We start from the raw sequence: 20,653 nt of genomic DNA, 5'->3' as shown, positions 1-20,653 counted from the left end.
TGTTCGGCGAAAGGTTGTGATGGGCAAGATGGGCGGAGCTGTCACGCGGCGCGGCCGACGCAGCATATTCAGCATCTTCAAGGACTTGCAGGTCGGGCGGGTTGCTGCCAAAATTTTGTGCATCGTCCGAGAGTTGGGCCTCCGTCAAAGATCGGAATTGAATTTTGCGCAATTAGGAGTTGAAATCGGCCATTTAGCGGGGGGCGCTGATTTGCTCCAGTTTCAAGATCATTTCGACTCTTGGGATATACTTCGATTTTTTGAAGACAAGGTCGGATGCGGTCTCTGGCGCTACGACGCCGAGGGCCGGATGTTCTGGTCTCGCGGCTTCTATGGCCTGCTCGGGTTGGATCCGCACACCATTGCGCCATCCTACGCGGAGATCGAGAAAAGAATTCACCCGGACGACCGCCGGCCGAAGCGCGATCCACGCGAGTTGATGTTCGACCGCTCCTTGCTCGATGGCGAGTTTCGCATCGTGCGGCCGAACGGTGCGTTGCGCTGGATCCGTGTCCAGTCGGAAGTGTTGCTGGACCGAGCTGGCGCAACGGAGTCCGTGCTCGGCCTCGCGATCGACATCAGCGAACAACGCAAGGCGCTTCAGCCTCTGAAGATTGATGCCGGGCGTTATGTCGCGCTGACCCGGATCGCGGATGGCGTGCTGTGGATTGGCAGTGAGGACGGCCGGATTACAACCATCCTGAATGCGGAGGCCAAGCCGGAGGCCCGCCAATTCCTTGGCGCGGGCTGGGTTGATCTCCTTCCTGAAGAGGAGCGCGAAAGTGCGAAGCAGAGTTGGGCGGCTTCGGCGGCGACGGGGCGGCCTTACGATGTCGAGCACCGGCTGCGTCAGCCCGATGGCTCCTACCGGTGGCATCGCTGCAAGGCGCTGCCGGTCACCGAGCCGAACGGGAGCATTCGGGAGTGGCTGGGCATTTCCGTGGACGTTCATCACGAGAAACTCTCTACTCGCGACGCGGCGGCGTCGAGGCTGACGGGCGCGCAACTGCGCGCAGCCCGCGGCATGCTGAACTGGTCCGTGAAGCAGCTCGCCGCGCGAACAGGACTTTCCACCGCTGTGGTCAGGCGGCTCGAGGAGCAGAATGGCGTGCTGCGAATGCCGGAGGCCACGATCAAGCAGCTACACGAGACACTTTCGGCAGCCGGCGTCGAGTTCATCTTTCCGGCAGTCGGACAGCCCGGGGTTCGGCCGCGATGATCGGACAAAACATTTGTGCGTCCATGCGACTCTTTTTCGCCTCGCAATATGACATTTAGTTCGTTGGATCGCAGTTTTCGCGACATGCGACAGGACGAGATGCTCGGGGAGCCGCAGAAATTCCTCGTCTAGCTCAGCTGCACCGAGATCGGCACGAGTGCGACCGCAATTTTTGCGCGTTCATCGACTCTGGCCAGCAAAATTTTCTTAAGCCGCCGATAAGCATTCTTCTCCACTATCGCCCCACACGCAAAGGTCGGGGCGCGGGAGGCCTTAGACCAGCAGTGGCATCAGAAAGTCAGGCCCATGACTCGGGCGGAATGGACCGGCTTGGCAGCGAGGTCAGGCGACCTGTTCGCTTGCGGCGATGTGCGCTGATCCCATGATGCTCCTCGCGGCCCGGCTGCGCGTGCTGTGGGGCAAGGGACATTTTCAGGAGACATTTCACATGTCCATTTTTCAGTTTCGTATTCGCGGCAGACTGACTGCGGGGTTTGCGGCCATCTGCACGATCATCGCGCTTTCGGTCGGTTACACCGTCTTTGCTGTTGGAGGAATTGCGACGACCGTCGACCGCATGGCGAACCTGCGCACACCGGTCGCGATCGCGAGTACCGAGCTCGTCGGCAATCTCTATTCGACGCTGGCCACCCTGCGCGGTTACCTGCTGACGGGAAATCCGCAAGGCAAGCTCGATCGCGCCGCCATGTGGAAGGAGATGGATGCGACGATCGCGGCGTTCGACGACAAGGCCACCCAGTTCACCAACCCGGAGAACAGGCAGAAATGGCAAGAAGCCAGGGCACTGCTCGCCGAGTTTCGCGCCGCGCAGGACCGGGCCGAGGCCATCGCTTTCACGCCCGACGCCTATCCGGCGACCAAGCTCCTGACCACCGAGGCGGGGCCGCGTGCCGAGGCGATGTTCTCGGACATCACGAAGATGATCAACGAGGAGGAAGCGCTGGAGGCCACCGCAGAACGCAAGAAACTGCTCAAGGCGATGGCCGATACGCGTGGCAATCTCGCTGCCGCGACGGCGCAACTGCGCATGTACCTGCTCTCGGGCGAAATTGCCGAGAAGGAGAAATTCTCCAGGCCCTGGGAGGCCTTCGAGAAGGGCTATGCCGCAGTCCAATCACGCAAGGAGCTGCTCACGAGCTCACAGCAGGCCGCCTTCGACAGGATCACGAAAGCGAAGAGCGAGTTCGCGCCGCTGTTCGCGAAGATCTTCGCGCTTCGTCAGTCTCCGGACTGGAACGCGCCGGTCTTCCTGCTGGTCACCGAAGCTGCGCCCCGTGCGGCCAGGCTGCTCGACCTGCTTGACGGGCCGAAGGCCGGCGATGGTACGCGCTCGGGCGGAATCAAGAGCAGCCAGAAGAAGATGCTGGTCCAGGAAGCCGGCGATGTGCAGGCGGAGATTGCGCTGCTCAAGCTGGTGTTGTGGGGCCTGCTCGCGGCCGGACTCGCCCTCGGCGCCGTCATCGCGCTGTTCACCTCGCGCTCGATCGCAGGACCGATTCAGAGCATGACCTCTGCCATGGGCAAGCTCGCCGCTGCCGACATGTCCGTGGCGATCCCCGGCGTTGGCCGCGCCGACGAGGTCGGCGAGATGGCCGGGGCCGTCCAGATCTTCAAGGAGAACATGATCGAAGCCGATCGCCTGCGCGCCGAGCGAGTGCAGGCGGAGGCGCGTGCCGCCGCGCAACGCAAGGCGGACATGCACAAGCTGGCCGGCCAGTTCGAGGAGACCGTCGGCGAGATCGTGCGGACGCTCTCGTCCTCCTCGACCGAGCTCGAGGCCGCGGCCAGAACCCTGAGCAAGACCGCCGAGACCACCCAGGAATTGTCCACCATGGTCTCCGCCGCATCCGAGGAGGCCTCGACCAACGTTCAATCGGTTGCCTCCGCCACCGAGGAGATGAGCTCGTCGGTCACCGAGATCAGCCGGCAGGTTCAGGATGCAGCCAGGATCGCCGGTGCCGCCGTCGAGCAGGCGCAGCAGACCAACGACCAGGTCAACAAGCTGTCGCAAGCCGCCGCCCGCATCGGCGACGTGGTCGAGTTGATCAACACGATCGCGGGCCAGACCAACCTGTTGGCCCTCAACGCGACCATCGAGGCGGCGCGAGCGGGGGAAGCCGGCCGCGGCTTTGCCGTGGTCGCCTCCGAGGTCAAGGCGCTCGCCGAGCAGACGGCGAAGGCGACCGGAGAGATCGGCCATCAGATTGCCGGCATCCAGTCCGCTACGCAGGACTCCGTGACGGCGATCAAGGCGATCAGCGGAACGATCGGCCGGATCTCCGAGATCTCGTCGACGATCGCCTCCGCCGTCGAAGAGCAGGGAGCGGCGACGCAGGAGATTGCCCGCAACATCCAGCAGGCGGCGCAGGGCACGGACTCGGTGGCGGTCAACATCACCGAGGTGAAAAACGGTGCCTCGGAAACCGGCTCGGCTTCCACGCAGGTGCTTGCCTCGGCCCAGCTGCTGTCCAACGACAGCGCGAGGCTGAAGGCCGAGGTCGACCATTTCCTCGCCACCGTCCGCGCCGCCTGAGACGCATTTGAGCTCCCGTCGGCAGGGGCGGTTAACTTACCGCTTTTGCCGCCGCGCGCCCAGCGTTGCGGCCCGAGAACAGGCAGCCGCCGAGGAAGGTGCCCTCCAGCGAGCGATAGCCATGCATGCCGCCGCCACCAAAGCCCGCGGCTTCGCCGACCGCATAGAGACCGGGAATGATCTGCCCTTCGCTGCCGAAGACGCGCGAGTCGAGATCGGTCTCGAAACCGCCCAGCGTCTTGCGCGTGAGGATGTTGAGCTTGACCGCGATCAGCGGTCCGTGCGCGGGATCGAGAATGCGGTGCGGCGCGGCGGTGCGGATCAGCCTGTCGCCGATATAGCGCCGCGCATTGTGGATGTTCATCACCTGCGCATCCTTGACGTAGGGATTGGCGATCTCGCGGTCGCGCGCCTCGATCTGCATTTTGACGTGCTCGAGCTTGAGCAGATCGTTGCCGGCAAGCTTGTTCATGGCCGCGACGAGGTCCGCGATCTTGTCGCGCACGATGAAGTCGATACCGTGGCTCTTGAACGCCTCCACCGGCGCCGGCGCGCCCTTGTTGGTGGCGCGGCGCAAAGTCATACGCCAGCTTTTTCCCGTGAGGTCGGGGTTCTGCTCCGAGCCCGACAGCGCGAACTCCTTCTTGATGATGCTCTGCGTCAGGATGAACCAGGAATAATCATGGCCCGTCGACATGATGTATTTGAGCTGGCCGAGCGTGTCGGAGCCGGGAAACAGCGGCGCCGGCAGCCGCGTGCCTGTGGCGTCGAACCACATCGAGGAGGGGCCGGGCAGGATGCGGATGCCGTGGCGCGGCCAGATCGGTGACCAGTTCTGGATGCCCTCGACATAGTGCCACATGCGGTCGCGGTTGATCAGCCGCGCGCCTGCCTTCTCGGTGATGCCGATCATGCGGCCGTCGACATGTTCGGGCACGCCGGAGATCATGAATTTGGGCGGCTCGCCGAGGCGCTTGGGCCAGTTCGCCCGCACCAGATCATGGTTGCCGCCGATGCCGCCGGACGCCACGATCACGGCCTGCGCCTTCAGCTTGAACTCGCCGACGACGTTGCGCGACGAGCTCTTGCCCCGCTCGACAGTGTCCGGCGAGAGGATCGCGCCGCTGACGCCGTCGACGATGCCGTTGGTGATGGAGAGCGCATCGACGCGGTGGCGGAACTTGAAGACCAGCCGGCCGCCCGTTGCGGCGTCGCGCGCGCGGCGCTCGAACGGCTCGACGATACCGGGGCCGGTGCCCCATGTGACGTGAAAGCGCGGCACCGAATTGCCGTGGCCCATCGCATCATAGCCGCCGCGCTCGGCCCAGCCGACCACGGGAAAGATCCGATGCCCCATCGCGCGCAGCCAGTTGCGCTTCTCGCCGGCCGCGAACGCCACATAGGCCTCGGCCCATTGGCGCGGCCAGAAATCCTCGTCGCGGTCGAAGCCGGCGGTGCCGAGCCAGTCCTGCATCGCAAGATCGAAGGAATCCTTGATGCCGAGTCGGCGTTGCTCCGGCGAATCGACCAGGAACAATCCGCCGAACGACCAGAACGCCTGCCCGCCGAGCGACTGCTCGCCTTCCTGGTCGACGATGATGACGCGCTTGCCGGCGTCGGCGATCTCGGTCGCTGCCACCAGTCCCGATAGTCCTCCGCCGACGACAATGACGTCCGCCTGCTCAGCCATGAGTTCCCCCCTGTAGTTGCCCGGGATTGAAGCCAGCGGTGGCAACTGAGATCAAGGGCCTGTCGGGCAAGACGTCGTTAACGTGTTCCACTTTGGGATCGGGCCCGGTCGAGTGCAGCGCGGACGCAACACTGGATTTGAATTTCTTTTGACCAAGCCGGCGTGCCTAGACAAAACCGCAGAGTCGACGGACGCTAGGCGCGCATCACCACCTGACACGCAGATTCGAAACGACGAGGGCGGGGGAACAATGAAGTTTCTGACGGGGTTGCTTGCGGCGGTTTGCTTGATCGCCTGCATGGGGGCTTCTCACGCGGTGGTTCGGATCGCGGATGACCGCGGCGGCCGGATCGGAACCTACGTCGACAAGTACCAGGACCTCCGCCAGTCCGGTGACACCGTCATCATCGACGGGCTATGCGCCTCTGCCTGCACCATCGTGCTCGGCGCCATCCCGCACGACCGGATCTGCGTGACCTCGAGCGCGACGCTCGGCTTCCACGCCGCCTGGGATTTCGGCGCCAACGGCCGCGCCATCACCAATCCCGAAGCGACCCAGATGCTTTATGCGATGTATCCTTCGCAGGTGAAGCGCTGGATCAGGGAGCGCGGCGGTCTTACCCCGCACATGCTGTTCCTCAGAGGCAAGCAGCTGCAGGCCATGTACAAGCCCTGCTACCTGGACGCGCAGGCCTCGACCATCAAGTCGTCGCGTCGGCCTCTGCCGCAATCGGACCGGCTCGAATCGGCCCGGGGCCAGTTTCTGCACTGACGGTTTCGATCTGACTGGATCGTCCTGGCCCGCCGCGGCGCCTTGCCCGCAGGCGGGCCAAGGCTTATCTGGAGCCTGGAACCGGGGGTCTTCGCCCCAATCATTGCCATGGCTCAACCCGTGCATCCGGCAAATCCTCTATCGGACAATTCGCCCACTGCCGGCCGGACGCCATCCGTGCTGCTGTTGGCGGGCGCAAGCGCCGGCGGTCTGGTCGTACTCGGGGCGCTGGCGCTCTGGTTCCATTACGGCACCCAGGTATTCTTCGAAATGATCAGGACCGGCTTCGCCGCCTGCTTCTGACCCGGAAAGTCTTCGCTCATGAGCTCCACTGCCCGCCCGCTGGTGATCGCGACCGCCTTTGCCGCAAGCCTCGTCCTCGGTCTGCTGGTGCTGTTCTGGGCCATGGGCGGGGTCAGCAAGGTGGCGCAGCCGGCCGCGATCGGCGGTCCGTTCCAGCTCACCGATCAGAACGGCAAGGCCGTCACCGACAGGAGCCTCAAGGGCAAGCCGACCCTGATCTTCTTCGGCTACACCCATTGCCCTGACGTTTGCCCGACCTCGCTGTTCGAGATGTCGGAAGTGCTGCGCGCGATGGGCAAGGACGCCGACAAGGTCAATGCGGTCTTCATCTCGGTCGATCCCGAGCGCGACACGCCCGCGACCATGAAGGAGTATCTCTCGAGCTTCGATCCGCATCTCGAAGGTCTGTCCGGCGATCCCGCCGAGACCGCCAAGGTGATTACGTCCTACCGGGTCTATGCCAAGAAGGTCCCGACCAAGGACGGCGACTACACCATGGACCACACCGCGCTGATCTACCTGATGGACCGCGACGGCAGGTTCGTCTCGCCGTTCAACCTGAAACGGACCCCGGAAGAGGCGGCAGCGGATCTGAAGAAGTATCTCTGACCAAGCGGTCATGGCCGGGCTTGTCCCGGCCATCCACATTTCTGGACGACGTGAAGAACTTCGTGGATGCCCGGGACAAGCCCGGGCATGACGACGGAGAGACTTTTACCCAAGCCGCATTCCCCGCTCGCGTTCCCGGCCGGATGGTCTATAAGGCCTTCCGATCCCAATGAAATTCACTCATTTCCGGCCGATGGCTCCATCGCAACAGGCGAAATCGTCCAAATCTGCTCGTGGCTTGCTGACGGGGCTGACTGTAGCGGCATGCCTGCTCGCAGCCCTGTCCCGCGCCGAGGCGCAGGCCCCGGCCAAGCAGCCTCCGGCAGCCCCTCAGGCCACGCCAAAGGTCGCGCCCCAAGCCGCTCCCCAAGCCGCTCCCCAGGCCGTGCCTGGCTTCTGGGACCCGCGGCGACGCCCCGAGCGGCCGGACCTGTCGCGCCTGACCGTGATCCGCTTCCTGACCGAGACCGACTATCCGCCGTTCAACTACACCGGCGCCGACGGCAACCCGGCCGGGTTCAATGTCGATCTCGCCCGCAGCCTGTGCGAGGAGATCAAGGTCAGCTGCACGGTGCAGATGCGCCGCTTCGAGACGCTGGTCGACGCGCTCACCTCGAACCGGGGCGATGCGATCATTGCTTCCATGGCCGTGAGCCCGCAGCTGCGCGCGCGCGTCGATTTCACCGATCCCTATTACCGCGTGCCGGCGCGCTTCGTCTCGCGCAAGGATGCGGTGATGCCGGAGATCCGGCCCGAATATCTCGAGGGCAAGAAGGTCGGCGTCATCGCGGGCTCCGCGCATGAAGCCTATCTGAAGGCGATGTTCACCGACGCCGAGCTGCGCGCCTATCCCAACGACGATGCGTTGCGCGCCGCGCTTCGCAAGGGCGAGGTCGATTTCATCTTTGGCGATGCCATCTCGCTTGCGTTCTGGATCAACGGCACCGATTCGGGCGATTGCTGCGCCTTCTCCGGCGGTCCCTTCGTCGAAAGCCGCTTCTTCGGCGAAGGCGTCGGCATCGCCGTGCGCAAGGGCAACGACGTACTGCGCCAGGCCCTGAACTGGGCCCTGTTCCGCGTCTGGGAAAAAGGTCGCTACACCGATCTGTGGCTGCGGTATTTCTCGGTGAGCCCGTTTTAGCTCAGCGCTTGCCTCCTCATCGTCATCGCGGGGAGCTCGCGACAATTGCGTAGCAATTTTGCGCGGATGCGACGAAGCAATCCAGAATGTTTCCGCAGAAAGATTCTGGATTGCTTCGCTTCGCTCGCAATGACGGTGGAGGCGGCTGCGTCGCCCCACAAAATTGCATTCTGCCCGGAAATCGCTATTTTCCGCGGCCCGGAGGCCCCTTGATGTCCGTTATCGATCCCAACATGACCCCGAGCGATCTTCGTGCGCTCGCCGAGCAATCCAACGCCTGGCCGTTCGAGCAGGCGAAGGCCATTGTAGCGCGGTTGAAGAAGAGCCCGAAGGACGAGGTGCTGTTCGAGACCGGTTACGGTCCCTCCGGCCTGCCGCATATCGGCACGTTCGGCGAGGTCGCCCGAACCTCGATGGTGCGGCATGCCTTCCGCGTGCTCACCGAGGACAGGATCAAGACGCGCCTCTTGGCCTTCTCCGACGACATGGACGGCTTCCGCAAGGTGCCTGACAACGTGCCGAACAAGGAGCTGCTGGCGCAATATCTGGGGCGGCCGCTCACCGCGGTGCCGGATCCGTTCTCGAACGAGCATCCGTCGTTTGGCGACGCCAACAACGCGCGCCTGCGCGCGTTCCTGGATCATTTCGGCTTCGACTACGAGTTCGCGAGCTCGACCGTCTACTACAAGTCCGGCCGCTTCGACGCGACGCTGCTCAAGATGCTTGCCGCCTACGACAAGGTGATGGCGATCATCCTGCCGACGCTCGGTCCCGATCGCCGCGCGACCTATTCGCCGTTCCTGCCCGTCAGCAAGACCACGGGCGTCGTGCTGCAAGTGCCGATGATCCGCCGCGACGTCGCGGCCGGCACCGTCACCTATGTCGACCCTGATACCAATCAGGAAGTCGAAACGCCTGTCACCGGCGGCAATGTCAAATGCCAGTGGAAGGCCGACTGGGCGATGCGCTGGGTCGCGCTCGGCGTCGACTACGAGATGGCCGGCAAGGACCTGATCGATTCCGTCAAGCTCTCGGGCGCGATCGCCAGGGCGCTCGGCGGCACGCCGCCCGAAGGCTTCAATTACGAGCTGTTCCTCGACGAGAAGGGCCAGAAGATCTCGAAGTCGAAGGGCAACGGCCTCACCATCGACGAGTGGCTGCGCTACGCCTCCCCGGAATCGCTGTCGCTGTTCATGTATCGCGAGCCCAAGGCGGCGAAGCGGCTGTATTTCGACGTCATCCCGCGCAATGTCGACGACTACCAGCAGTTCATCGACGGCTTCGCCAGGCAGGACGCCAAGCAGCAGCTCGGCAATCCGGTCTGGCACATCCACAACGGCAAGCCGCCGCGGGGCGACATGCCCGTGACGTTCCAGCTGCTGCTGACGCTGGTGTCATCCTCGAACGCGGAAAACGCCGAGACGCTGTGGGGCTTCATCGGCCGCTATCGTCCGGGCGTGAGCCCGCAGACGCATCCGAAGCTTGATGCGATGGTCGGCTATGCCATCAACTACTATCGCGACTTCGTCGCCCCGACGAAGCAATTCCGCGAGCCGACCGACACCGAGCGCGCGGCCTTGCAGGATCTCCGCGATGCGCTGTCACAGCTGCCGCAGGACGCCTCGGCCGAGGACATCCAGAACGTCGTCTACGAGATCGGCCGCCGCGAGCCGTTCCTCGACCAGGTCAAGAAGGGCAAGGACGGCCGTCCCGGCGTCACGCTCGACTGGTTCAACATGCTGTACCAGGTCCTGCTCGGCCAGGAGAAGGGCCCGCGCTTCGGCTCCTTCGTCGCGGTCTATGGCGTGCAGAATGCGGTCAACATGATCGACGGGGCGCTGGCGCGGAGCGCGTAGGCCGACCTGCTTCTACAGCGGATCGCCGGCCTTGGTCGTGAATTTGTAGACGCCGTCCGGTCCAAGCACGGCGTGCATGTCGACGTCGGGATAGCTGATCTCGTCGCCCGCCGTGCGGTCGCCGATCACGAGCAGCTTCACGTCACGCGTCGTGCGATTGATGAAACGGTGAGTGTCGCCGGTGCCGGCGGGGAAGCCGGCGCACATGCCCGCCGTCAGCACCTGCGCGCCGGAATTGGTCTCGAGCACGACCTCGCCCTCGAGGACGAAGACGAATTCATCCTGGCGCGAATGCGCGTGGCGGAACGAGGACTGCCCGCCTGGAATGATGCGCGTCAGGTTGACGCCGAAATTCTTCAAAGCCGCATGGTTGCCGAGCCGGCGATTGTAGCGTGTCTGGTTGGCGGCGCGGTGTATCTCCGGATAGCTCGTGAAATTGCTCTCGCTCACGTCGTCCGGATCGAATGCCGGAGCGCTCGGTTTCGATGGCGTGGTCACTTCGCTTTCTCCGTCGGGCCAGGGACCGGCGCAGCATCCGCTGCGCGCATCGGGGTCATTGGTGGCCTCAAGGCGTCGCTGTAAGGGGTGTCTTCCCTGAAAGTATTTGCTGAAATTGCGGCGTCAGCCAGCCCGCACGGCCTGCGCAAACTGCAGGGGCGTGATGCCGTAGCAGCGTCTGAAGTGCTTGTTGAGTGCGGCCTGATCGCAAAATCCCGCCGCCAGCGCGCTGTCCGCCAGCGAATGGCCGTGTCTCAGGTGACGGCAAGCCGCCTTGAGCCTGATGTGAACGAGATAGGCGTGCGGGGTGAGTCCAACCGTGCGCTTGAACAGGCCGATCAGCTGGAAGCTGGTGAGGCCGGCGTGGCGGGCGAGCTGGTCCAGGCTCAGATTCTCGGCATGACGCTCCCGCATCATGGCGATCAGCCGCGTGACGATGGCATCGCGGTTGGCAGGGATTTGGGGACGGCGTCCGTCACCATGGCGCGCGAACAGACAGCCGAAGGCGCCCGCGACGAGCTCATCGACCAACAGATCGTCCTGACCGGTTTCGAGCATGCGGTGCAGCCGGTGGAAGCGTCCGATCAGGTCGCCGTCGTCGAGCATGCTCTCTTCGAGGTGGGGCAGGCAGGGGGTGCCCAAGCGCCGCGCGAGGTCGTCGATCGCGGGCCGCGCAAGATAGAAAGCGCGATAGCACCAGCGTTCGCTATCGCCCATCCGCGCCGACTGCCGATCGTCGGGGTTGGAGACGAACAGCGTGGCGGCGTCGACCCTTTGCACGATATTGCGATTGCGGATCTCGGCGCCGCCGGACTCGGTCACCGCGATCACATAGGCATCATGGGTGTGTGAACCGTAGTCATGATGACGGAAATCGGCGCGCAGCAGGCTCATGCCGGGGATTCGGTGGCTGCGCCAATAGCTCGTGTGGTTGCCAGTCTGCCGGCGCGCCATTCTCGGCCTGCGTGTCCTGTCTTTCCCGCATCATGACGCACCGGCCGGTTTCGCACGAGGGCAAAATCGGAACGGGGTTGCCTCAAATTTCAGCCAATACGGTTCCGCGAGCATCGCCGAAACTCGGCGCTGCAAGCCTGGGAGAGAAGGGATGATCGCCCGCATCTGGCGTGCGGCGGCCACGCGCGACAAGGCCGCCCTGTATCAAGATCACTTCGCGACCCGGGTGGTGCCGCATCTTCGGGCCATCGACGGCTTTTCCGGCGCCTCGTTGTTGCGTCGTGACGTCGAGGATGGCACCGAACTGCTGGCGCTGACGCTGTGGCAGGACCTCGACAGCATCCGCGCCTTCACGGGGCCGGATGCCGACAAGGCCATTGTCGCCCCGGAGGCGCAGGCCATGCTGACCGCCTTCGATGCCACGGCCGCCAATTATGAGGTCGTCGTGGACATCCGCCCCAACGTCCCGGGCACCTGAGCTGCGTCTCAGATCGACTTGAGCACGTAGCGCCTGTTGTCCTTCTGCACGGGGCGCGCGTTCATCGGGTAGAGCTTTGCGAACGCGGCGACATCTGCGGCTGACACCTGGATCGGGTCGGTCAGCAGCAGCCATTCCACGACTTCCGAGCAGGGCGGCGTCGTCAGCGAGCCGGGATAGCGGAAATAGCTCAGCCTGTGCGGCAGCAGGGCGTGGGGATCGATGCCCGCATCCGCCTTCACCGCAGGGCCTTCCGCCGCCGGCATGGTCTTGACGATCTTGCCGAACGCCGGGTTCGGCTTGCCTTCCGCCATCAGCACACCGACCACGGCGAGCCCGCCGGCCTCGTTGCGGTGGACGAAATGCGCTTCCATCGGAAAGTTCTTGCCGCCGACCAAGTGCTCGCTCGGCCGGTGGAAATGCACCTGCACCAGCTTGTATTTGACGTCGCCGAGAAGAAGCGTGCTGCCCTCGGCGAAGTTGAGCTGGATGGTGTGGCCGTTGTTGACGATGGTGTCGGCGCTCTTGCCCCAGTTCAGCTTCAGCGCCGGCAGTTGCGATTTGACCGTCGCCTCGATATCGATCGGCGATTGCTGCAGGCCGACCGCACAGGCCTTGTTGGCCGGGTCGAGATCGCCCCATTTGGCGGGAGCGCCGGCCCCTTCATAGCTCCAGTGCACGCCCTCGGCGGCGAAGGCCGGCTTGCAAAGCGGACACAGCGCGAGACCTGCAAGCGCCTTCAATGCGTGACGACGATTCATCGTATTCCCCCTCAGTGAATTCGGTCGGCAAGATCGGCTGCAACCTATGCGAGAGGAACGGTGAGTCGCAATGGAGATCCCCCGCTGAATCTACTGGCTCGTCCACACGATCCGCGCGATCCAGGCAAGGTCGCTCGCCGCCACCTTGCGCTCGGGCCGCGCGGCGTCGAACGGCTGCACGTCGACTGCCTTCGCCGTGCGGCGCTTCAGCGTCGCCGCGATCACCTCGCCCGTCTTCGTCTTTGCCACGACACGATCGCCTTTGCGGATCGGCGCGCCGTGCGAGACCAGGATGACGTCACCGTCGCGGTAGGCAGGTAGCAGCGCATCACCGGAAATTGCCAGCGCGAAAGTGCTGTTGTCCTCGGCGACGGGCGGCGCGATCTCGCTCCAGCCTTTGCCGGAGGGCAAGCCTTGCTCGTCGAACGCGCCGCTCGCGCCTGCTTGTGCGAAGCCGAGCAGCGGTACGGTGCGGCCGTCGCCGGAATCATCGCCGATCAGCCTGGCAAAAATGTCGATCGAACAGTCTGCCGCCGCCAGCGCCTTGGCGACCGATTCAGTGGAGGGCCAGCGTTCGCGACCGTCGGAGGTGACGCGTTTCGACTTGTTGAAGGTGGTGGGGTCGAGCCCGGCCCGCTTGGCGAGGCCGGACGGCGACAGTCCGGCGCGCGCGGCCAGACGATCCAGTGCGGCCCAGATCTGGTCGTGGGTCAGCATCCTCTGCGCTTTGGCCTGTTTGACCATGGTAGGTCCAGCCTGTCGCAACTCAGGAAAACTGTCCTCAAATCAACCGGTTTTCCGTTTGTTGCGCAAGGGGCGGCGGCGAAAGCGTTTGCAGGCGATGTGGGTACCGGTTCGCGTCAGGAAAACGCGTCAAAACACCAATCCAGAGCCCCGGTCCGATGAAATCGGAATGGAAAAGGCTCTAGGTCTTGAGTTCAGGGAAGGCGGCCTTTACGGTCGCGCCTTGGGTCCTCAATACGGGCCGAAAACCCCAACAGACTCAAAGAGCAAGTAGGACGCCGCACCAGGTGGTCAAGATCTACAAAATCTGTCCGGCCTCGGCCTGGCGCGAGGCGGAACGGCAGGGCGTGTATCGGGGAAGCGCGGATGACGCGCGAGACGGATTCATCCATTTCTCGACCGCGCCCCAGGTTCCGGAGACCCTGCGCAAGCATTATTTCGGCCAGCGCGCGCTGTTCCTGGTCGAGGTCGACGGCGATGCGCTCGGAAGCGCGCTGCGCTGGGAGCGCTCGCGCAGTGAGGAGCTGTTTCCGCACCTGTATGGCGAACTCGATCTCGACGCCGTGCTTTCGGTGATAAACCTCAACATACGCTCGGATGGCGGGCACGACGTTCCGGAGCTTGCCCCGTGATCCGCGCTTTCGATGCATTCTCGCTGCCGGTGCTGCGCTGGCTCGATCCGGAGGATGCGCACCGGCTCGCGATCCAGGGCCTGCGCTTCCTGCCGCCGGTGAAACCGCGGCCGGACGACCCCAAGCTTGCGGTGCGCGCTTTCGGGCTCAACTTTCCCAACCCGATCGGCATGGCCGCAGGCTTCGACAAGAGCGCGGAGGTGCCCGACGCGCTGCTGCGGCTCGGCTTCGGCTTTGTCGAGATCGGCTCGGTCACGCCGAAGCCGCAAGCCGGCAATCCGCGACCGCGGCTGTTTCGGCTCGAGCGCGACGAGGCCGTCATCAACCGCATGGGCTTCAACAACGACGGCGCGGAAGCGGTGCTGCGCCGGCTTGCCGCGCGCGCTGCGAACGGCGGCATCGTCGGCGTCAATGTCGGCGCCAACAAGGATTCGCCTGACCGCGTCGCCGACTACGTCAAGCTGATCGAGACCTTCGCGCCGGTCGCGAGCTATTTCACCGTCAACGTCTCCTCGCCGAACACGCCGGGCCTGCGCAACCTGCAGGAAGGCGCGCTGCTCGACGATCTGCTCGGACGCGTGATCGATGCGCGCGAGCGTGTCAGGCAGAAGGCCGGCGACACGCCGGTACTGCTGAAAATCGCGCCCGACCTCAGCCTCGCCCAGCTCGACGATATCGTGCAGGTCGCGCGCTCGCGCCGGGTCGACGGCATGATCGTGTCGAACACGACGATCGCACGGCCGAGCACACTGCGCGAGGAGATGCGGGCGAAGGAGCAGGGCGGCCTGTCCGGACGGCCGTTGTTCCGGCTGTCGACGCGCATGGTCGCGGAGACCTATGTACGCGTCGAGGGCGCGTTCCCGCTGATCGGTGTCGGAGGAGTGGACTCCGGCGGCGCGGCGCTGACGAAGATCCGCGCCGGCGCCAGCCTGATCCAGCTTTATTCCTCGCTGGTCTACAAGGGCCTCGGCCTCGTCGACGAGATCAAGCGCGATCTGACGTCGACGCTGTTGCGCACGGGGCGGGATTCGCTGTCGGAGATCGTCGGCGCCGATGCGGCGACCCTCACGGCGGAAGACTGGCCGGGGATGTAGTTGGATCTCGTGCCCCGGGCGCAGCGCAGTGCGCCGCGTCTTCGCGGCGTGATGCGCTGCTGAACCGGCGCCCATGCCGCCGCATGTCTGGGTGCCGGCTCGCGCTTCGCGCGTCCGGGACACGAGAGCTACGGCTTGGCGAACGTCGCCCGATACAGCGCCGGATATCTCGCGCCCTGCAAGCCGCCGCGCGCGAGGTAGAATGCGAGCAGCGCGCACCACAATCCGGCATTGCCGAGAGATTGCAGCGCCCACCATACCGCCAGGAAAATCGCGAGCGAGGTCAGCATCAGGTTGCGCATCTCACGCGCCCAGGTGGCGCCGACATAGATGCCGTCGAAACCGAACGCGAACACGCCGGGGATCGGAGCCAGCAGGACGAATGGCAGGAATTCGCGCGCGGCGCGGCGAACGTCCTCGCTCGCGGTCATGAAGTTGATCATGTCAGGCCCGAACAGTGCGAACAGCACCGCGACAACAAGTGCAAAGCCGAGGCCCCACAGCAGCACCAGCCGGGTCGAATCGGCAAAACCCCTGGCATCGCGTGCGCCAAAGGTGCGGCCGCAGAGCTGCTGGGCGGCATTGGCGAGGCCGTCGAGGAAGAAGGCGCTGACCAGCAGGAAATTGTTGAGCACAGAGTTCGCCGCCAGCGTGACGTCGCCGGCGCGCGCGCCCTTGGCGGTGAAGAACAGGAACACGCTGATCAGCGCCGCGGTTCGGATCATGATGTCGGAATTGACAGCAAGAAGTCGCATCAGCTTGGCGCGGTCGAACAGCGTCGCGCGCGGAATGGCAAGGCCGCCATGCGCATGGCGTCGGCAGACGATGACGCCGAGCACGAAGCCGATGCTCTCCGACAGCAGCGCGGCAATCGCCGCGCCCGCGATGCCGGTGTCGTAGACCAGCACCAGCAAAATCGTCGCCGCCATATTGACGAGATTGATGACGACCTGGAGCGCGAGCGCCGGATTGGCGCGGGCCTGACCCACCAGCCAACCGAGAACGACGTAATTGGCGAAGGCGAACGGCGACGACCAGATCCGGATCATGAAATAGGTCTTGGCGGCGCGCGTGACGCCCTCGCTGCCGCCCATCAGGTCGAACAGAGCCCCGGCCAGCGGCATCTGCAACGCAATCAGTGTGCCGCCGATCAGGCCGGCGACGATGAAGCCGCGCACCAGGATCACGGTCTGCTCGCGCGTCTCGCCGGCGCCGAGCGCCTGCGCGGTGAAGGCGAGCGTGCTCATGCGCAGGAAGCCGAACAACCAGAACAGGCAGTCGAAGATGACGGAGGCCATCGCGACGCCACCGAGCAGCGCGGCATCGTCGAGCCGGCCGATGGCGGTGGTCGAGACCACGCCGATCAGCGGCGTGGTCAGGTTCGCGACCATCGCGGGACCGGCGATGGCGAAGACCTGGCGCGAGCCGACCCTTTGAGGAAGCGGTGCGTTCATGTCAGAACACCAGCACCATGCCGTCTTCGGCCGCGAGATGTTCGATGTCATCGAGACGCGACAGCACGTCATCGCTCATATGAGTGAGGACGAGGCGCTTTGCCCCAATTGCCGGCAGATGCTGTTCCAAGGTCTTCAGGCTGAGATGGTTCTTGACCACCCTCTCGTACATATAGGCTTCCGCGATGAAAAGGTCCGCGCCATGCGCCAGCGGAATGAGCGTCTCCGTCCATTCGGTGTCGGCGCTGTAGGCGAGCGTGCGGCCTTCGACGTCGATGCGGTAGGCCAGGAACGGCCCGCCGGATTCACCGTGCACGACCGGGTAGGGTGTCACTGTCGCCGCGCCGAAGCTTCGGCTCTGCTCCGGCGCCAGTTCGACAACGTTGAGTTCGAAACGCTGCCTGGTCTTGGAGGAGTGCTCGAACAGCGCCTCCATGACCTGTTTGAGCCGCATCTCGATGCCTTGCGGGCCCGCGACGGTCAGCGGCTTCGTCCGCCGCGAAAACTGCGCGTCGAGTAAAAAGAACGGCAGACCGGCAAAATGGTCGCCGTGGAAATGCGTGATGAGGATGAGATCGATCTCGTTGCGTTCGATCTCGAGCCGTTTCAGCGCCGACAGGGCAGAGGCGCCGCAATCGATCAGGAAATTCGCTGTGCGACCAGAGACATGGAAGCAGGTGTTGAGCCTGCCCCCGGAGCCGAAGGCGTCGCCGCAGCCGACAAAGCGTAATTGCATCGGCTGCGGGCCCCCTGTGTCAGACCCGATTTAGCGGCGCGGCGAGCCGAAGAGACGCGACAAGAACCAGACCGGGATCACGATGACCGCGCCGAGCAGGAAGTAGCGCCACAGCCAGTTCACGGCATCGAAGCCGAGATCCCACAGCCGCCGGAACAAGAGGCGGATGCTGGTGATGATGTTCCAGGGATCGAAACCGATCGCGGCCAGCACGACGCCGACCAGGATCGAGAGCAGCACCAGGCGAAACGCGACCGTCAGCGGCGAGCCGCCGAGAAAGCGGTGCAGGCCATCGCTGGGGCCGGCCGGCAAATCTCTGACGTCGTGGGCCATCTCAAACTCCTCGCGGGGATTCGCCCCATTATAGGTCACGGCGGGGGACATGGGGAACCCGCTACGGTGCGTCAATGACCGTCGGCCGACGCCGCAACCTTAATTGTAGGTAGGGATTCGTCCTCCTTCAGCATCTTTTCCAGCGTCTCCAGCCTATCCGCCTCCCGCGGCGGCTTGTCCCAGCGCAGGCGGTTGATGCGGGGGAAACGCATCGCGACGCCGGATTTGTGCCGCGGCGAGCGTTGCAGGCCCTCGAAGGCGACTTCCAGCACCAGCCCCTTGTCCCCTTCGTGCACGACATGGCGGACCGGTCCGAACTTCTCCGTGGTGTTGCGGCGGACGAAGCGGTCGATCTGGAGCAACTCCTCGTCGGTGAAGCCGAAATAGGCTTTTCCGACCGGCACCAGCTCCTCGCCGGTCTCGGTCTCGGTCCAGACGCCAAAGGTGTAGTCGGAATAATAGGACGAACGCTTGCCGTGGCCGCGTTGCGCATACATCAGCACCGCGTCGATGATGTGCGGATCGCGCTTCCACTTCCACCACTGCCCCTTCGGCCGTCCCGGCAGGTAAGGCGCATCGCGCCGTTTCAGCATGACGCCTTCGACGGCATCGGCATCCTCGCCGGCGCCCGCGCTCGCGGGATCGGCGCGCGCCGCGGTGAGCGCGTCCCAACTCGCGAAGGGGACGGTGGGCGACAGATCGATGCGGGAATCGCCGAGCTTTCCGATAAACCGCTCTAGATGCTCGCGCCGCTCCGCAAACGGCAGCTCGCGCAGATCGTTCTCGTCGTCGCCGAGCAGGTCGTAGGCGCGAAGATGGATCGGAAACTCCTTGATCAGTTTCGGCGAGACCACCTTGCGGTTGAGCCGCTGTTGCAGGACGTTGAAGCTTTGCACGCGTCCTTCGCGCAGGATCAACAGCTCGCCGTCAATCGCGCCGGGCAGGCGCAGCGACGGCACGAGGTCCGGGAAGCTGCCGGTGATGTCCTCGCCGGTGCGCGAATAGAGACGTGCGGTGATGTGTCCGCTGTCGTCGCGGCCGGCGACGGCCTGCACGCGGATTCCGTCCCATTTCCATTCCGCGATGTAGTCGGCGGGATCGAGGCTTTGGAAGTCCGAGTCCTCGATCGCATGCGCCAGCATCACCGGGCGGAACGGCGCGGGATCGCGATTGACCGGCTTCTGGCTGCGGCCTTCCAGCCAGGCGAACAGGTCGAGATAAGGCGGCGAAAGGCCGGGCCAGATCAGCTCGATCTCATGCGGGTCCTTGTCGCCGAGCGCGGCCGCCGCGGTCTTGGCCAGCCGTGCGGAGATGCCGATGCGCATCGCGCCGGTGACGAGTTTCAGCAGCGCCCAGCGGCCGGTCTCGTCCAACTCGTCGAGCCAGCGTGCGAGCTGCTTTGGCAATTCGGTCTTGCCGAGCGTGCGCAGCGTGGTGACGACTTCGGTGAGGGTCGGGGGCGGCGGGTTGTTGTGAGCCGCCATCGCGGCCTTCGGCCACATCAGCGCCACTGTCTCGGAGAGATCGCCGACGTAATCGTAGCTCAGCCCGAACAGCACCTCGTCCGTGCGGGAGGCGATGAGATCGCGGATCAGCGCGGGCTTGGCGTGCTTGAAACTCAGCGCACCCGTGAGCGCCGCCAGCGCGTAGCCGCGATCCGGATCGCCAACCTCGCGAAAATAGCCGGACAGCAGCCGCAGCTTGTTGTTGCGGCCGGGCTCGTAGGCGAGGCGGTCCAGCAGTTCGGCGAAGCGGTTCATGCCTCGGCCTCGCCTTGAATCGGCGTCTCGCTTTCTTCCTCGCCATAGCCGACGAGATCGAGCGGCCGCGCGCGCAGGCCTTGCGTCTTGCACCAATGTACCAGCGCATCTTCCTGGCCGTGGGTAACCCAGATCTCGCCGGCGCCGGTCGCCGCGATCGTCGCGGTGAGGCCGTCCCAATCGGCATGGTCGGAGATCACCAGCGGCAGTTCGATGCCGCGCTGCCGGGCGCGGGCGCGCACGCGCATCCATCCAGAAGCGAAGGCGGTGACGGGATCGGGAAAGCGGCGCGTCCAGAGGTCCGCAGTTGCCGACGGCGGCGCCAGCGTGATGGTGCCTGATAGCGCCGCCTTCTTCACGCCCAGCGCCGGCCTGAGCTCGCCGAGCGCGATGCCGCGGCTCTGGTAGTAGTGCGTGATCGCCTCCATCGCGCCATGCAGATAGATCGGCGCGTCATAGCCGGCCCGGCGCAGCAGCGCGATCACGCGTTGGGCCTTGCCGAGCGAATAGGCGCCGACCAGATGCGCGCGCTCCGGAAACAGCGCTACGGATGCAAGCAGCTTCTTGACTTCATCGGCAGCATCGCCATGGCGAAACACCGGCAGGCCAAAAGTGGCCTCAGTGATGAAGACGTCGCAAGGCACGAGCTCGAACGGGACGCAGGTCGGGTCGGGAGCGTCCTTGTAGTCGCCGGAGGCGACGATGCAGGTATCCTTGCTGGTCACGGCGATCTGCGCCGAGCCCAGCACGTGGCCGGCCGGGTGAAATTTCACTTTGACGTCGCCGAGCCGGATCTCCTCGCCATAGCTGATCGCTTGCGTTGATCCGGCAAAATTCTCGCCGTGCCGCAGCCGCATCATGTCGAGCGTTTCCTGCGTCGCCAGCACCGCGCCATGGCCGGCGCGGGCATGGTCGGAATGGCCGTGCGTGATTACGGCCCGCGCGACCGGGCGGACGGGATCGATATGGAAGCCGCCGGGCTTGCAGCACAGGCCGTCAGCAGTTGGCAGCAGGATGTCTTGCGGGCGCATGCCCTGCTATATAGGTCGCTCAACCGCATCTTCG

20 protein-coding genes are annotated in these 20,653 nt (G+C 64.8%); 10 read left to right on the top strand and 10 right to left on the bottom strand.

The window, feature by feature from the left end:
• Positions 1-19 precede the first annotated feature (19 nt).
• Together XH88_RS13620 and XH88_RS13615 are read left to right on the top strand one after the other, a co-directional pair.
• Complete coding sequence (locus tag XH88_RS13620; protein WP_271668801.1) at positions 20-1,219, top strand: PAS domain-containing protein; 1,200 nt, start codon at positions 20-22, stop codon at positions 1,217-1,219.
• A 448-nt stretch (positions 1,220-1,667) separates the two neighbouring features.
• Positions 1,668-3,773, top strand: a complete 2,106-nt coding sequence (locus XH88_RS13615; RefSeq protein WP_271668800.1) for a HAMP domain-containing methyl-accepting chemotaxis protein — start codon at positions 1,668-1,670, stop codon at positions 3,771-3,773.
• A gap of 31 nt (positions 3,774-3,804) precedes the next feature.
• On the opposite strand, the gene XH88_RS13610 is transcribed toward XH88_RS13615, so the two are convergent.
• Positions 3,805-5,463 (bottom strand): FAD-binding dehydrogenase, encoded by a 1,659-nt coding sequence (locus tag XH88_RS13610; RefSeq protein WP_271668799.1) that lies wholly within the window; start codon positions 5,461-5,463, stop codon positions 3,805-3,807.
• 250 nt (positions 5,464-5,713) lie between these two features.
• Here XH88_RS13610 and XH88_RS13605 point away from each other — a divergent pair, with 250 nt between their 5' ends.
• The 5 genes from XH88_RS13605 (at position 5,714) to XH88_RS13585 (ending at position 10,144) form a co-directional block, all read left to right on the top strand.
• Positions 5,714-6,235: a hypothetical protein gene (locus XH88_RS13605; protein WP_271668798.1), complete on the top strand. Its 522-nt coding sequence runs from the start codon at positions 5,714-5,716 to the stop codon at positions 6,233-6,235.
• Between the two features lie 108 nt (positions 6,236-6,343).
• The gene (locus tag XH88_RS13600) at positions 6,344-6,538 is read left to right on the top strand and encodes a hypothetical protein (RefSeq protein ID WP_271668797.1); all 195 of its coding nucleotides are present in this window, start codon (positions 6,344-6,346) and stop codon (positions 6,536-6,538) included.
• An 18-nt stretch (positions 6,539-6,556) separates the two neighbouring features.
• Positions 6,557-7,147 carry an SCO family protein gene (locus XH88_RS13595; RefSeq protein ID WP_271668796.1) on the top strand — a complete coding sequence of 197 codons (591 nt, stop codon included), beginning with the start codon at positions 6,557-6,559 and terminating at the stop codon, positions 7,145-7,147.
• Between the two features lie 193 nt (positions 7,148-7,340).
• Positions 7,341-8,288: a transporter substrate-binding domain-containing protein gene (locus XH88_RS13590; RefSeq protein WP_271669060.1), complete on the top strand. Its 948-nt coding sequence runs from the start codon at positions 7,341-7,343 to the stop codon at positions 8,286-8,288.
• A 212-nt stretch (positions 8,289-8,500) separates the two neighbouring features.
• A complete protein-coding gene (locus tag XH88_RS13585) occupies positions 8,501-10,144 on the top strand; it encodes a lysine--tRNA ligase (protein WP_271668795.1) in 1,644 nt (547 codons plus the stop codon).
• Between the two features lie 12 nt (positions 10,145-10,156).
• Here XH88_RS13585 and XH88_RS13580 read toward each other — a convergent pair whose 3' ends face one another.
• Both XH88_RS13580 and XH88_RS13575 read right to left on the bottom strand, forming a co-directional pair.
• Positions 10,157-10,642 (bottom strand): cupin domain-containing protein, encoded by a 486-nt coding sequence (locus XH88_RS13580; RefSeq protein WP_271668794.1) that lies wholly within the window; start codon positions 10,640-10,642, stop codon positions 10,157-10,159.
• Positions 10,643-10,765: 123 nt separating this feature from the next.
• Positions 10,766-11,536, bottom strand: a complete 771-nt coding sequence (locus tag XH88_RS13575; protein WP_271668793.1) for a helix-turn-helix domain-containing protein — start codon at positions 11,534-11,536, stop codon at positions 10,766-10,768.
• Between the two features lie 211 nt (positions 11,537-11,747).
• Here XH88_RS13575 and XH88_RS13570 point away from each other — a divergent pair, with 211 nt between their 5' ends.
• Positions 11,748-12,074: an antibiotic biosynthesis monooxygenase family protein gene (locus XH88_RS13570; protein ID WP_271668792.1), complete on the top strand. Its 327-nt coding sequence runs from the start codon at positions 11,748-11,750 to the stop codon at positions 12,072-12,074.
• A gap of 8 nt (positions 12,075-12,082) precedes the next feature.
• On the opposite strand, the gene XH88_RS13565 is transcribed toward XH88_RS13570, so the two are convergent.
• Positions 12,083-12,835: a carbonic anhydrase gene (locus XH88_RS13565; RefSeq protein ID WP_271668791.1), complete on the bottom strand. Its 753-nt coding sequence runs from the start codon at positions 12,833-12,835 to the stop codon at positions 12,083-12,085.
• Positions 12,836-12,925: 90 nt separating this feature from the next.
• Entirely contained in the window at positions 12,926-13,579 is a 654-nt protein-coding gene (locus XH88_RS13560; protein WP_271668790.1) for a S24 family peptidase, read from the bottom strand.
• A 287-nt stretch (positions 13,580-13,866) separates the two neighbouring features.
• On the opposite strand from XH88_RS13560, the gene XH88_RS13555 reads away from it, so the two are divergent.
• Both XH88_RS13555 and XH88_RS13550 read left to right on the top strand, forming a co-directional pair.
• Complete coding sequence (locus tag XH88_RS13555; protein ID WP_271668789.1) at positions 13,867-14,211, top strand: DUF952 domain-containing protein; 345 nt, start codon at positions 13,867-13,869, stop codon at positions 14,209-14,211.
• Entirely contained in the window at positions 14,208-15,305 is a 1,098-nt protein-coding gene (locus XH88_RS13550; protein WP_271668788.1) for a quinone-dependent dihydroorotate dehydrogenase, read from the top strand. The genes XH88_RS13555 and XH88_RS13550 overlap by 4 nt, the downstream gene beginning before the upstream one ends.
• 128 nt (positions 15,306-15,433) lie before the next feature.
• Here XH88_RS13550 and XH88_RS13545 read toward each other — a convergent pair whose 3' ends face one another.
• From XH88_RS13545 to XH88_RS13525, 5 genes are all read right to left on the bottom strand, one after another.
• Positions 15,434-16,759, bottom strand: coding sequence for an MATE family efflux transporter (locus XH88_RS13545; protein ID WP_271668787.1), 1,326 nt, complete (start codon positions 16,757-16,759; stop codon positions 15,434-15,436).
• Between the two features lies 1 nt (position 16,760).
• On the bottom strand, positions 16,761-17,495 hold the full coding sequence (locus tag XH88_RS13540; protein WP_271668786.1) for an MBL fold metallo-hydrolase: 735 nt from the start codon (positions 17,493-17,495) through the stop codon (positions 16,761-16,763).
• Positions 17,496-17,525: 30 nt separating this feature from the next.
• Entirely contained in the window at positions 17,526-17,828 is a 303-nt protein-coding gene (locus tag XH88_RS13535) for a DUF6460 domain-containing protein (protein ID WP_271668785.1), read from the bottom strand.
• 71 nt (positions 17,829-17,899) lie between these two features.
• The gene (locus XH88_RS13530) at positions 17,900-19,588 is read right to left on the bottom strand and encodes an ATP-dependent DNA ligase (RefSeq protein ID WP_271668784.1); all 1,689 of its coding nucleotides are present in this window, start codon (positions 19,586-19,588) and stop codon (positions 17,900-17,902) included.
• A complete protein-coding gene (locus XH88_RS13525) occupies positions 19,585-20,619 on the bottom strand; it encodes a ligase-associated DNA damage response exonuclease (RefSeq protein ID WP_271668783.1) in 1,035 nt (344 codons plus the stop codon). The genes XH88_RS13530 and XH88_RS13525 overlap by 4 nt, the downstream gene beginning before the upstream one ends.
• Between the last annotated feature and the right edge of the window lie 34 nt (positions 20,620-20,653).

The organism is Bradyrhizobium sp. CCBAU 51627 (genome assembly GCF_028128765.1).
Taxonomy (GTDB): Bacteria; Pseudomonadota; Alphaproteobacteria; order Rhizobiales; family Xanthobacteraceae; genus Bradyrhizobium.
Note: the sequence above shows the minus strand (reverse complement) of the source record. Positions and strands in the feature narration are given on the sequence as shown.